The sequence below is a fragment of the Labedella phragmitis genome, assembly GCF_004078635.1.
Taxonomy (GTDB): Bacteria; Actinomycetota; Actinomycetes; order Actinomycetales; family Microbacteriaceae; genus Labedella; species Labedella phragmitis.
Window position 1 is genome coordinate 259,532 of sequence record NZ_RZNB01000002.1, and the last position, 13,477, is coordinate 273,008.

Annotated in this window: 10 protein-coding genes; 7 read left to right on the top strand and 3 right to left on the bottom strand. The window is 68.2% G+C overall.

The window, feature by feature from the left end:
• Window position 1: 1 nt before the first annotated feature.
• Window positions 2–802 carry a polyphosphate--glucose phosphotransferase gene (gene ppgK, locus ELQ90_RS05955; protein ID WP_128494358.1) on the bottom strand — a complete coding sequence of 267 codons (801 nt, stop codon included), beginning with the start codon at window positions 800–802 and terminating at the stop codon, window positions 2–4.
• Between the two features lie 76 nt (window positions 803–878).
• On the opposite strand from ppgK, the gene ELQ90_RS05960 reads away from it, so the two are divergent.
• The 6 genes from ELQ90_RS05960 to ELQ90_RS05985 all read left to right on the top strand — a co-directional run bounded on the left by ELQ90_RS05960 (window position 879) and on the right by ELQ90_RS05985 (window position 10,523).
• A complete protein-coding gene (locus ELQ90_RS05960; RefSeq protein WP_128494359.1) occupies window positions 879–1,067 on the top strand; it encodes an SPOR domain-containing protein in 189 nt (62 codons plus the stop codon).
• 78 nt (window positions 1,068–1,145) lie between these two features.
• Window positions 1,146–2,501, top strand: a complete 1,356-nt coding sequence (locus tag ELQ90_RS05965; protein WP_128494360.1) for a glutamine synthetase family protein — start codon at window positions 1,146–1,148, stop codon at window positions 2,499–2,501.
• Window positions 2,502–2,505: 4 nt separating this feature from the next.
• Window positions 2,506–5,499, top strand: coding sequence for a bifunctional [glutamine synthetase] adenylyltransferase/[glutamine synthetase]-adenylyl-L-tyrosine phosphorylase (locus tag ELQ90_RS05970; RefSeq protein ID WP_128494361.1), 2,994 nt, complete (start codon window positions 2,506–2,508; stop codon window positions 5,497–5,499).
• A 476-nt stretch (window positions 5,500–5,975) separates the two neighbouring features.
• On the top strand, window positions 5,976–7,517 hold the full coding sequence (locus tag ELQ90_RS05975; protein WP_128494362.1) for a glycosyltransferase: 1,542 nt from the start codon (window positions 5,976–5,978) through the stop codon (window positions 7,515–7,517).
• A complete protein-coding gene (locus ELQ90_RS05980; RefSeq protein WP_128494363.1) occupies window positions 7,510–9,051 on the top strand; it encodes a glycosyl hydrolase in 1,542 nt (513 codons plus the stop codon). The genes ELQ90_RS05975 and ELQ90_RS05980 overlap by 8 nt, the downstream gene beginning before the upstream one ends.
• Before the next feature lie 71 nt (window positions 9,052–9,122).
• A complete protein-coding gene (locus ELQ90_RS05985; protein ID WP_128494364.1) occupies window positions 9,123–10,523 on the top strand; it encodes a UDP-glucose dehydrogenase family protein in 1,401 nt (466 codons plus the stop codon).
• A 67-nt stretch (window positions 10,524–10,590) separates the two neighbouring features.
• On the opposite strand, the gene glnA is transcribed toward ELQ90_RS05985, so the two are convergent.
• Window positions 10,591–12,015 carry a type I glutamate--ammonia ligase gene (glnA, locus tag ELQ90_RS05990; protein WP_128494365.1) on the bottom strand — a complete coding sequence of 475 codons (1,425 nt, stop codon included), beginning with the start codon at window positions 12,013–12,015 and terminating at the stop codon, window positions 10,591–10,593.
• A gap of 137 nt (window positions 12,016–12,152) precedes the next feature.
• Here glnA and ELQ90_RS05995 point away from each other — a divergent pair, with 137 nt between their 5' ends.
• Window positions 12,153–12,590 carry an RDD family protein gene (locus ELQ90_RS05995; RefSeq protein WP_243696037.1) on the top strand — a complete coding sequence of 146 codons (438 nt, stop codon included), beginning with the start codon at window positions 12,153–12,155 and terminating at the stop codon, window positions 12,588–12,590.
• Between the two features lie 102 nt (window positions 12,591–12,692).
• Here the strand turns inward: ELQ90_RS05995 and ELQ90_RS06000 are convergent, their stop codons facing one another.
• Window positions 12,693–13,400, bottom strand: a complete 708-nt coding sequence (locus tag ELQ90_RS06000) for a DUF4191 domain-containing protein (RefSeq protein WP_128494367.1) — start codon at window positions 13,398–13,400, stop codon at window positions 12,693–12,695.
• Between the last annotated feature and the right edge of the window lie 77 nt (window positions 13,401–13,477).

The window sequence follows — 13,477 nt, forward strand, 5'->3', positions numbered from 1 at the left end:
CTCAGGCTCCCGTCGTCGACTTCTCGGGAACAGCGGGGTGGCCGCGATCGGCCATCGCCGCGGCTCCCAGGATCCCCGCCTTGTTGCGGTGGGTCGCCGGGATGATCGGCGTATCGATGTCGATGAGCGGGAGGAAGTGCTCGTGGTGCTTCGAGACACCACCGCCGACGATGAACAGGTCCGGCGCCATGAGCCGCTCGAGCCGCTTGTAGAACGTCGTCAGGAGGGCGGCCCACTCCTCCCAGCTGAGATCGTCCCGCTCCTTCGCGCCGTAGGACGCGACGGTCTCGATGTCCCTGCCGTCGATCTCGAGGTGACCGAGCTCGGCGTTCGGGACGAGCACCCCGTCGAAGAGAAGGGCGGTCCCGATCCCGGTTCCGAGCGTCGTCACGAGGGTGACGCCCTCGACGTCCTTCGCCGCGCCGAAACGGGCTTCGGCGAATCCGGCGGCGTCCGCGTCGTTCACGAACGTGATGTCGCGTCCGATCGCCTTCTCGAACTTCTTCTCGGCCTCGAGTCCGATCCACTCGTCGGAGACGTTCGCGGCGCTGAGTGTCCGTCCGCGCTTGACGATCGCGGGGAAGGCGACGCCGATCGCGATCGACTCGTCATCGGAGGACGGGAGCTGCGAGACGATGTCGGCGACGACGGAGACGATGTCGTCCGGTCGACCGCCCTCGGGAGTGGCGATCTTGATCCGATCGCTCACGAACACCCCCTTCTCGAGGTCGACCGTCGCGCCCTTGATGCCGGTCCCCCCGATGTCGATGCCGATCGCGACCGAGGAAGTGTGCTTCGTCATGTCTCCCAGCGTAGCGAGGCCGGGTCGGGCCCCGCGCGCGGCGCTAGGATCATGGCAACGCGACGAAGGAGCCGAGATGTCGACCGACGACGACAAGAAGTACTGGTACAACCTCCGCACCGGGGCGGTCGAGCACGGTTTCCTGTCGCCCTCCGTGGATCGAGCGGGCCCGTTCGACACCGAGCAGGAGGCCGCCGCGGCTCCCCAGAAGCTGCGCGAGAACAGCCGCCGTTGGGCCGAGGAAGAGGCCGCGGAGGACGCGTGACGCGCCTGCCGTCCACCGCTCACGTACAGCGCCGAGACGGTAGCCTGGGATTCGCCCGGCCGACTGAAAGAGGAGTGGATGGACAAGCAGCGTGACTTCGTGCTTCGGACGATCGAGGAGCGCGGTGTCAAGTTCGTCAGGCTGTGGTTCACGGACGTCGTCGGCACGCTGAAGTCGGTCGCGATCGCGCCGGCGGAGGTCGAAGGTGCGTTCGCCGAGGGCCTCGGTTTCGACGGTTCGGCGATCGAGGGGCTGTCCCGCTCGTACGAGTCCGACCTCCTCGCGCTTCCCGACCCGTCGACGTTCCAGATCCTGCCGTGGCGCGGTGAGATCGACCCGACCGCTCGCATGTTCTGCGACATCACGACGCCCGACGGCCAGCCGGCGGTCGCCGATCCGCGCAACGTGCTCAAGCGCACGCTCGCGAAGGCGGCCGAGGCCGGCTTCACCTTCTACACCCACCCCGAGATCGAGTTCTACCTCCTGAAGTCGGCGCAGTACGGCTCGGACGGCCCGGTGCCCGTCGACAACGCCGGCTACTTCGACAACGTGCCCGGCGGCACGGCTCACGACTTCCGGCGCCGCTCGGTGCGCATGCTCGAGGACCTCGGCATCTCCGTGGAGTTCAGCCACCATGAGGCCGGTCCCGGTCAGAACGAGATCGACCTCCGCTACGCCGACGCCCTGACGACCGCCGACAACATCATGACGTTCCGCACCGTCATCAAGGAGGTGGCGATCGAACAGGGCGTGCACGCCACGTTCATGCCGAAGCCTCTGGCGCAGAAGCCCGGCAGCGGCATGCACACCCACATGTCGCTCTTCGAGGGCGACTCGAACGCGTTCTACGAGGCGGGGGCGCAGTACCAGCTCTCGAAGATCGGGCGGCAGTTCATCGCGGGCCTGCTCACGCACGCTCCCGAGATCACCGCCGTGACGAACCAGTTCGTCAACTCCTACAAGCGACTCTGGGGCGGCGTCGGCACCGGCATGGTCTCGGAAGCACCGAGCTTCGTCTCCTGGGGCCACAACAACCGCTCGGCGCTCGTGCGCGTTCCGCTCTACAAGCCCAACAAGGGCCAGTCCGCTCGGGTCGAGTATCGGGCGATCGACTCGGCGGCCAACCCGTACCTCGCGTTCTCGCTCATGCTCGCCGCGGGCCTCAAGGGCATCGAGGAGGGCTACGAGCTTCCCCCGGAGGCCGAGGACAACGTCTGGAGCCTCACCGACACGGAGCGCCGCGCTCTCGGCTACGACAGCCTTCCGGCGAGCCTCGATCGAGCCACGAGCCTCATGGAGCGCTCGGAGCTCGTCGCGGAAACGCTCGGCGAGCAGGTGTTCAACTACGTGCTGCTCAACAAGCGTCAGGAGTGGCAGCAGTACCGCGCTCAGGTGACGCCGTTCGAGCTCGAGACGAACCTCCAGATCCTCTGAGCCGATGAGACGCGAGTTGGCGACCCTCAGCGGGCTCGCCAGGGTCGGATTCATGTCGCTCTCGGAGGCGCGAACGCGGCTCGACGAACTCGACGCGCTCTCGGTCGTCGGCGACGTCGAGATCGTCGGCGACTTCACCGACGTCGCGGACCCCGACGCCGCACTGAACGCTCTCCTCGCCCTCGCGCGGAGTCACCCGGACGAGGTCAGGCAGGCGTGCGTCCCCGCCTCCTCACGGCGCACGATGCTCGCGGTCCTCGGGGCGTCGAGCGGCCTCGCGGAGTTCCTCGAGCGCCATCCGGACTGCCTCGAGGTCTTCGACACGCCGCTCACGGCCCTGCCGTCGGTGGAGGCGCTGCGGTCGTCGCTGCTCTCGTCGGTGGAAGCGACGGACGGCACGTCCGCGGAGGGGACCGAGGCGGAATGGACGGCGCTCCGGGTCTGCTACCGGCGGTGGCTCACCGCGATCGCGGCATTCGATCTCACCTCCCGCTCTCCCGTCGACGTCGTCGCACGGGTCTCGGAGTGCCTCGCCGATCTCGCCGCCGCCGCGCTCGACGCCTCCCTCGCCGTCGCGCGCCGCATGGTGTCCTCGGACGTCGCCGGTCCCGGTCGCTTCCCGCCGCACGAGGTCGCCGCCACGCGGTTCGCGATCATCGGGATGGGGAAGGCCGGCGCGTCCGAGCTCAACTACGTGAGCGACGTCGACGTCATCTTCGTGACCGAGCCGGACGGTGACGTCTCCTCGGCGCGCGCCGTCGACATCTCCACGCGACTCGCGATGCTCACGATGAGGGGTATCGCGGAGCACGGCGTGGAGCCGCCGCTGTGGGAGGTGGACGCCAACCTCCGGCCCGAGGGGAAGGCGGGTGCGCTCGTCCGCACCCTCGAATCCCACCTCGCCTACTACGACCGATGGGCGAAGAGCTGGGAGTTCCAGGCCCTTCTCAAGGCGCGGTCCTTCGCGGGCGACCGGGAACTCGGCGACCGCTACGTGGCCGCGGTCGCGCCGCGCGTGTGGTCGAGTTCGTCGCGCGAGGGCTTCGTCGAGAGCGTCCAGCGCATGCGCGAGCGGGTGACCGAGCACATCCCCACGGAGGACGTCCACCACCAGCTCAAGCTGGGCCCCGGCGGCCTGCGCGACATCGAGTTCACCGTGCAGCTGCTCCAGCTCGTGCACGGCTCCACGGACGACGCCGTCCACCAGCGCGGGACGCTCGCGGCGCTCGATGCCCTCGCCGGCCGCGGGTACATCGGCCGGGCCGAGGCCGCGGACTTCGCCGCCGACTACCGGCTGCTGCGCGTCCTCGAGCACCGACTGCAGTTGACCAGACTGCGGCGAACGCACCTCATGCCACGCGACGAGGATGCGCTCCGCGCGCTCGCGCGCGGCTCCCGGCTCGCGGCCACGGCGTCGCAGCTCGTCGAGACCTGGGAGCGCACGAAGCACAGCGTCCGGACGTTGCACGAGCGGCTGTTCTACCGCCCCCTGCTGAGCGCCGTCGCCGCGCTCCCTGACGACGAGTTCGTTCTGACGCCCGACCAGGCGGCCGCACGCCTCGCAGCCATCGGCTTCCGCGATCCCGCCGGCGCCTTCTCGCACATCGCCGCGCTCACCTCGGGAGTGTCCCGCTCCGCGACCATCCAACGCCTCCTCCTGCCGGTGATGCTCCGCTGGTTCGCCGAGGGCGCGGATCCCGACTACGGGTTGCTGACCTTCCGCCGTGTGAGCGAGTCGCTGGGGGAGACGCACTGGTTCCTGCGGATGCTGCGGGACTCCTCCGGCGCGGCCGAGAGGCTCACGCGCGTCTTGTCGGGTTCCCGTTACATCGGTGAACTCATGGACCGGTTTCCGGAGGCGGCCGCGTGGCTCGCCGACGACGACGAGTTGCGCGCGAAGCCGCGTGCCACCCTCGACGAGGAGATGCACGCGATCCTCTCGCGGCACGAGGACCTCGAACGGGCGGCGGCCTCGATTCGTCGGGTCCGCCGACGCGAGATCCTCCGGCTCGCGATGTCCTCGGTCCTCGGCGTCAACTCGCTGCGCGACATATCGGACGCCCTGTCGGACGTCACGACCGCGACCCTCACGGGCATGGTCGGGGCGCTGCGGGACGCCGCCGTCGACGACCCGCCCTTCGAGTTCGCGGTCATCGGTATGGGACGGTACGGCGGCAGCGAGCTCGGTTTCGGCTCGGACACCGACGTCATCTACGTCTACCGGGCGACGGGGGCGCGGGCGGACGAGGTTCCCCGAGCCGCCACCCGGATCGTGCACGAGCTCACTCGGCTGACCGACGATCCCCGGTTGCCGCTCGATCTCGACATCGGTCTCCGGCCCGAGGGGAAGAACGGCCCGGTCACGCGATCTCTCGACTCGTATCGCGCATACTACGAGCGCTGGTCGCTCACGTGGGAGGCGCAAGCGCTGCTCCGCGCGCGCCCCGTGGTCGGGGACCCCGCCCTCCTCGACGACTTCGCGCGACTCGCCGACTCCGTCCGCTACCGGGACGACGTGAGCGAGGCCGACGTCCGCGAGGTCAAGCGCATCAAGGCGCGCGTCGAGAGCGAACGCCTCCCGAAGGGGGCGGATCCCGCCCGACACGTCAAACTGGGGCGCGGCTCGCTGAGCGACGTCGAGTGGCTCGTGCAGCTGCTTCAGCTCGAGCACGCCGCGACCATTCCCCGTCTTCGCACGACGTCGACGCGCGAGGCGCTCGAGGTCGCCCGTCAGGAGGGTCTCGTGAGTGATGAGGACGCGCAGACGCTCGATGCGGCCTGGGTGTTCGCGTCCCGCGTCCGATCGGCGATGACGCTGTGGCTCAACAAGACGATCGACGTGCTTCCGTCCGATCGTCGCCAGCTCGACGGCATCGCGCGCATCCTCGACTACGCACCCGGCTCGGCGAGCGAGCTCGAGGAGGACTATCTCGCCGTCACACGCCGAGCGCGCGCCGTCTTCGAGCGCCTCTTCTACGGCATTCCCGAGGCCGACTGACCGCGAGGACGCGCCGCGCGCGTTTCGGGCAGGTTAAGCGTTCGTTCCGGCGTCGTGAATTTCCACCGGAAGCCGTCCGCTCCTCTGGACCAGCCATAAGCCGGTCGCGACCCCCGATCCGGTAGTGAGATGCTTCATTTCCCTGATCAGCCCTCGGATTCCCTCAGGCTTACCGGTGACGTGCCTCCGTTTGCGGATCCGGACTGTGACCGGGATATTTGCCTCGGGGATCGAGTCGGAAGCGCTGACAGGCCTCGGATCTGGCGTCGTTCGAACCTGCGCGCGGCCGTCTCAAGCTCCGTCCCCCGGGGAAGTCGGCGCTCCACCGGTCGCCCGCCGACGCGACGGTATGTCCCCCATTCGGCCGGGTTGTGACGCCCGAAAGAGGGGTGTTAGACATCACTCACCCGAGTCCCCCTCCCCAACGTCGTGGATCCGTTCTCTCTCCACCGTCTGTGGTTTTCGAGGAGTCGTTCGTGTTCATCGTCATCCTGCAGTTGAGGCACATGCTCGGAGGTCATCCCGAGCTCTACATGTTCGTCGTCTACTCCGCCTTCATCTGGGCCCTGTGGCTCATCAAGGTCGTGCTGTCCTCTCGCTACCGGCCGTACACCGGAACGTTCACCGGTACCACGAGCGTCGTCGTCCCGGTCGTCGACGAACCCCTCGATCTCTTCCGCGAGGTGCTCGGCCGGATGGTCGAGCAGCGCCCCGGAGAGATCATCGTCGTCATCAACGGCGCTCCGAACGCGGGCCTCGTGGAGGTGTGCGAGGAGTTCGCCCCCCTCGTGCGCTGGGTCCACACCCCGATCCCCGGGAAGCGCAATGCCGTCCGCGTGGGAACGGAGCTGTCGAACGGCGAGATCACCGTCCTCGTCGACTCCGACACGATCTGGACGGACGGCACACTCACCGAACTGGTGAAGCCGTTCGCGGAGGCACGTGTCGGAGGGGTGACGACGCGTCAGCGGATCCTCGATCCCACTCGCAGCTGGATCACCCGCTGGGCTGACTGGCTCGAGAATTCGCGGGCGCTCTACTCGATGCCGGCGCAGAGCGTGCTGGGCCAGGTCGGTTGCCTGCCCGGACGTACGATCGCGTTCCGGCGCTCGATCCTCATACGCGTGATGGACCGCTTCATGACCGAGAGGTTCATGGGCGTATTCCTCGAGGTCTCCGATGACCGGACGCTCACGAACCTCACGCTGAAGGAGGGGTACAGCACCGTCTACCAGTACACGAGCCTCGTCTACACCGACGCACCCCTGCAGGTGAAGAAACTGTTCAAGCAGCAGCTCCGCTGGGCTCGGGGGAGCCAGTACAACACCCTACGGATGTTTCCGTGGATGGCGGTGCACGCTCCGCTCCTGTGCTTCTTCTTCGTCATGGACATCGTGCTGCCGTTCCTGCTCGCCGGGGTGATCATCGGCTGGGTCTACCGAGCGCTCACGGGGCAGGGCCAGGATCTCTACGAAGGCTTCCTCGCCGAGTTCGGTTTCAGTACCGGCCTGCTCTACGTGCTCGGACTCATGGTCGCCTCGACCGTCGTGAGCATGGCCATCCGGCAGATGCGCCACCTCTCCGAAAAGCCGACGGACTTCTTCCGCCTCCCCGTGTTCATCATCGTGTCGACGTTCTTCCTCATGCCCATCCGCATCATCGGGTTCTTCCGGATGGCCCACGCGAGCGGTTGGGGCACGCGGGCCGGCGCATACGGCGGTGCCGTCGACGACCCGGACGCACTCGAACTCGCGAGCTCCCCGACCGCCGTGATCGACGATGCCTCGGTCGCGGCTCCGGAGTTGACGGCGATGGCGGAGTCGTCAGCGGACGGAGCGGCGACGGTGCCGAGCGCACCGGGCACGGCCCTCGCCGTCCTCGAGCGCTCGACCACGGAGGTCGCCGTGCGGCGGGTCCGGTCCGCGCGGAAGCCGCGCCGTCGCCCGAACCTGTACGCGGGTATCCCGTACCTGATCGGCGCGACCATCTTCGCTCTGCAGGTGGTGTTCATTGTCTAGCGCGGTCTCGGCACACTGGTGGGCGCCGACCACCTCGAAGTCCCGGCTCACGACGCTCGCGTCCGTCGCGTTCGTCACGGCGTTGTCGATCATGACCTACGTCGTCTGGACGTCACCCGGCGGACAGAGCACCGTGCAGGCGATCCAGGAGGCGTTGTCACCCACGCATCTCCAGGCGGAGAACGCGCAACTGACGGCGACGATCTCCGGCCTCGAGCAGAAGGTCGCCGATCTCGAGTCGACCGTCTCGCTGCAGTCCGACCAGGTCGAGGCGCTCCTCGCGGAGCAGCTCGAACAGAAGTCCTCCTATACGGCGCTGCTCGCCGAGGCGCAGCAGGAGCTCGTCGACGTGAGGGCCGAGCTCGACCGCGCCAACGCGTCACTCGAAGCGGCGCGCGAGTCCGGCGGCGGGAGCGGCTCGGCTCCCGCTGCGCCGTCCTCGCCCGGCGCACCCGGCGGTGGCGGCGGTGCCGGCGGTGGCGGCGGCTCGGGGGGAGGGGCCGGCGGCGGATCGGGTGACAGCCCGGACACGCCCGCGATCACGGCGCCGTCGCTCGCGTCGATCCTCGACCCGGACTACCGGTACTTCGGCATGTACACGGAGCAGGCGCCCTTCAACTGGGCGACCCTCGACAACACCGCGGCGAAGATCGGCGCGTCCCCGAACCTCGTCGGCTACTTCAGCGGCTGGGACGAGGAGTTCCGAGCGAGCGCCGTCACGCGTGCCTGGCAGCAGGGTCGCGTCCCGATGCTCACGTGGGAGTCGCGGCCGATCGAGTCGAAGAACGACGTGATCGACGAGCCGGAGTACTCGCTCCCCGTCATCATCGAGGGCGGATTCGACGACTACCTGCGGCAGTACGCTCGCGACATCATCGCGACGGGACTGCCACTCGTGATCCGACTCGACCACGAGATGAACGGCGTCTGGTACCCCTGGAACGAGGTCACGTCGAAGGGCGCGTCGATCAACGGCAATTCGCGCGGCGACTTCGTGAAGATGTGGCGGCACGTCCACGACATCTTCGAGGAGGAGGGTGCCAACGAGTACGTCGGGTGGCTCTGGTCGCCGAACATCGTCAACAACCTCCCGGCGCTGCAGAAGGACCCGGCCTTCCTCGCAAGCCTCTACCCCGGGGACGAGTACGTCGACTGGGTCGGACTGTCCGGATACCTTCGACCCGCCTACAAGCCGGATCAGGTGTTCACCTTCGACTACAGCTTCGGAGCGAGCCTCGACCAGCTCCGCGCGCTCACCGACAAGCCGATCATGCTCTCGGAGGTCGGCGCGTCGGAGACGGGCGGCCATAAGCCCGAGTGGGTGACGAGCTTCTTCGAGTCGTTCCGGCAGGAGGAGAACGCCGACGTGATCGGCTTCGCCTGGTTCAACCTCGCGGTGACCACCTACGTGGAGGGCGAACGGTCGACGAACGACTGGCGGATCGATTCCCGAGCGGACTCGCTGCTCGCCTTCATCACGGGGCTCTCCGATCCGGCGGCCGAGTTCCGCCTCATCCCGGTGGCCGGGCCGTGACCCGCGCGAGCCGGCGGCCGGGCGTCCGCACCGCATCCACTCCCACCGCACACACCGTCTCGGAGGACATCATGACGAATCAGAACATCCTCGCCGTCGACGACGCGACCGACCGTCCGCGCATCAGTGTCATCGGCACCGGCTATCTCGGCGCCACCCACGCCGCCGCCATGGCGGAGATGGGCTTCGACGTCGTCGGTGTCGATCAGGACCCGCGCAAAGTCGAGGCGCTGAGCGCCGGGCGCGTCCCCTTCTTCGAGCCGGGGCTGCCCGAGCTCATCGAGAAGCACGTCGCCACGGGTCGGCTGCGATTCACCACCGACATCGCCGAGGCGACGGCCGTCTCCGATGTGCACTTCATCTGCGTTGGCACGCCGCAGCAGGCGACGAGCTTCGCGGCGAACCTCAGTTATGTGGAGGACGCGACCGCCGCCGTCGCGAAGAACCTCACTCACCCCGGACTCATCGTGGGCAAGTCGACCGTACCCGTCGGGACCGCCGCGCGACTGCGTCTCCTCGTGGCGCGCCACGTCCCGGCCGGCGTCGGCGTCGAGCTCATCTGGAACCCGGAGTTCCTGCGCGAGGGCAAAGCCGTCGACGACACGCTGTCGCCGGACCGCATCGTGCTCGGCGGCGCGAGTCCCGCTGCGGAGGCGACGATGCGGGAGCTCTACGCCCTCCCGATCGCCGCGGGAGCGCCCGTGATCACGTGCGACCTGCCGACGGCCGAGCTCGTGAAGGTGAGCGCCAACGCCTTCCTCGCGACGAAGATCTCGTTCATCAACGCGATCGCCGAGGTCTGCGAGGCGGCGGGTGCCGACGTCTCGGTCCTCGCGGATGCGCTCGGGCACGACGTCAGGATCGGGCGGCAGTTCCTGAACGCGGGCCTCGGATTCGGGGGAGGGTGCCTGCCGAAGGACATCCGCGCCCTCATGCACCGCTCGAAGGAGCTCGGTGCGCATCAGGCGGCCGGGCTGATGCAGCAGGTCGATGAGATCAACATGGCGCAGCGGCAGTCGGTCATCGACAAGACGGTCGTGGCGGCGGGCGGCTCGGTGCTGAACAAGCGGATCGGCGTACTCGGCGTCGCCTTCAAGCCTTTCACGGACGACGTGCGCGATTCGCCGGCCCTCAACGTCGCGGCGGCGCTCCACCTCCGCGGCGCCCAGGTGACCGTGCACGACCCCGAGGCGAACGGGACGGCGCGGGCGAACTTCCCGACCCTGAGCTACGCCTCGAACCCGCTGGACGCGGCGATCGGCGCGTCGGCGCTCCTCGTCCTCACTGAGTGGCCGGAGCTCGTCGACGTCTCGCCCGAGAGCCTCGGGGAGATCGTCGAGAACCGCGTCGTGATCGACGCCCGCAACTGCCTCGACCCCGAGCGCTGGGCGGCCGCGGGCTGGCGCGTCGTCTCCCTCGGCAAGGAGACGGTAGTCCCGGCTCCCGCCGTTCGAGTCGCCGCGCTCGTCTAGCGGGGGACATGGCGAAGGGCCCGCCACCGGAAACCGGTGGCGGGCCCTTCGACGTGCGATCCGAGGATCAAACGCCGTAGTAGAGCTCGAACTCGAAGGGGTGCGGACGCTGCGCGAGCGGCTTGATCTCCTTCTCGCGCTTGTACTCGACCCACGTCTCGATGAGTTCGGGCGTGAAGACGCCGCCCGCGAGCAGGAACTCGTGGTCGGCCTCGAGGGCGTCGAGCGCCTCACCGAGCGACGCCGGCACCTGCGGGATGAGCTTGGCCTCCTCGGGCGGGAGCTCGTAGAGGTCCTTGTCGACGGGCTCGTGCGGCTCGATGCGGTTCTTGATGCCGTCGAGGCCCGCCATGAGCTGAGCGGCGAACGCGAGGTACGGGTTGCCCGAGGCGTCGGGAGCACGGAACTCGATGCGCTTGGCCTTGGGGTTGGTACCGGTGATCGGGATACGGATCGAGGCCGAGCGGTTTCCGGCCGAGTAGACCAGGTTCACGGGGGCCTCGAAGCCGGGGACGAGGCGGTGGTAGGAGTTCACCGTCGGGTTCGTGAACGCGAGGACCGCCGGGGCGTGCTTGAGCAGGCCGCCGATGTACCAGCGCGCGACGTCGGAGAGTCCGCCGTAGCCGTTCTCGTCGTAGAACAGCGGCTTGCCGTCGTTCCAGAGCGACTGGTGCGTGTGCATGCCCGAGCCGTTGTCGCCGAAGAGCGGCTTCGGCATGAACGTGGCCGTCTTGCCCCACTGCTCGGCCGTGTTCTTCACGATGTACTTGAACTTGAGGATGTCGTCCGCGGCGTGGACCATCGTGTCGAAGCGGTAGTTGATCTCCGCCTGGCCGCCCGTGCCCACCTCGTGGTGTGCGCGCTCGAGGATGAGGCCGGCGTCGATGAGCTTGAGGCTGATGTCGTCGCGGAGGTCGGCCTGCTTGTCGACGGGGCTCACGGGGAAGTAGCCGCCCTTGTACGGCGTCTTGTTGCCGAGGTTTCCGCCCTCTTCCTCGCGGCCGGTGTTCCAGGCGCCCTCTTCCGAGTCGACCGAGTAGAAGGCCTGGTTCTGCGTGACGGAGTAGCGCACGTCGTCGAAGATGTAGAACTCGGCCTCGGGGGCGAAGAACGCCGTGTCGGCGATGCCCGTGGAGGCGAGGTACTTCTCGGCCTTCTTCGCGACCTGGCGCGGGTCCTTCGCGTAGATCTCGCCGTTGCGCGGGTTGTAGATGTCGAAGACGACGATGAGGGTGCGCTCGACGCGGAAGGGGTCGATGTAGGCGGTCGTCACGTCGGGGATGAGCTGCATGTCCGACTCGTGGATGTTCGCGAAGCCGCGGATCGACGACCCGTCGAACAGCTGGCCGACCGTGAAGAACTCCTCGTCGACGGTGGAGGCGGGGATGTTGAAGTGCTGCTGGACACCGGGGAGATCGGTGAAGCGGATGTCGAGGAATTTGACGTCCGTCTCTTTGATGAACTTGAGAACTTCGGAAGAATCACTGAACATGTGACGATCTCTCCATCGTTGGTTGCGTCGGATCCGGCTGCATGGCGCAACCTCGCCCAAGCGTATGCAGCGGGGATTTCCCGACCGTGACACCCATGTTTCCGGCATGTTACGGGCGCGGCGGCTAGGATCGGATGGTGCCGTCAGACTCCCGGGATTCCGCGCCGAACGGTGCATCAGCCGACTGGCCGGGTCGGCGGCTCGGTCTGCCGGAGAGCGGTTCCCTCAGCATCGCGCGACCCGGCCGACGCATCGTCGCCCTCCTGATCGACCAGACGCCCGCCTACCTCCTGGCCTTCGCGTTCTTCCGGTCGCCGGAGGGCTTCATCGACGGGCTCGCGATCACCGTCATCTTCGCCGCGCTGCAGATCCTGTTCATCCCGACGATCGGCGGCAGCATCGGTCATCGGCTCCTCGGTATGCGCGTGATCGCGATCGGCGGCGGTTGGGTGGGCGTCTGGCGCCCGATCGTCCGCACACTGCTCCTGCTCCTCGTGATCCCCGCGCTCATCTGGGATGCGGATCAACGGGGGATGCACGACAAGATCGCCGGGACCGCTCTCGTCCGCTTCTGAGCGTCGAGCGCGACGCCGCGCATCGCTCCGGCGCCCCGCACGAACGACTGCGCCCCTCGTCCCGGTCGGGAGAGGGGCGGAGTCGTCAGCCTGTGAGTCGCGTCAGCGGGCGCGCTGAGGGCGGACCTTGTAGGGGTCGACGCCCTTCGGGATCGGAAGCGCAGTACCGAGCGAGCTGAGACGGTTGCTCACGGCGAGGACCTCGGGCTTGGTGAGCTGCGGCTTGACGCGGCGGAGCTCACGTGGCACCCGGTGGAGTGGGACGGCCGAGTCGTCCGGTCCGACGAAGAGCGTCGTCACGGGCACGTTCGGGAGGACGCGCGACACCTTGCGCTTCTCGTCTTCCACCATGCGGCGGGTCCGCGACTGCGGGCCTTCACCGACGAGGGCGATACCGCCGCGTCCGATCGCCCGATAGACAGCGTCCTGCGTCTTCCCGTTCACGGCAACGGGCATCTCGCTTCCCGCCCAACCGCGCGGGAGCGAGCCCTTGAAGACGGCGCCGACGGCGCCGGGCTGGCCGGCGATCTGGCCGTAGGCCGCGCGTTCGGCACGACGGCCGAGGATGATCATGGTCACGAGGACGCCGGCGAGGAGACCCGCGACGCTCCACAGCACGACGCCGACGATGCTTCCGCCGGAGAAGAAGACCGCGGCGAGCACGAAGACAGCCACGCTCCCGACGAATCCGAGGACCATCCACCAGACGACTGAGGGGTCGTAGCGGCGGGTCATGTGGAAGACCTGAACCATCTGCCGGATGCGACCGGGTTCCTTCGGCGCCTTCGCTGCGCGTTCCTTGCGTGCCATGTCACCAAGAATACCCTTCCGCCGAGTCCGATCGGGCGCGGGATGAGCCACTCCGCTCGGTCCAGGATGTGGAGGAG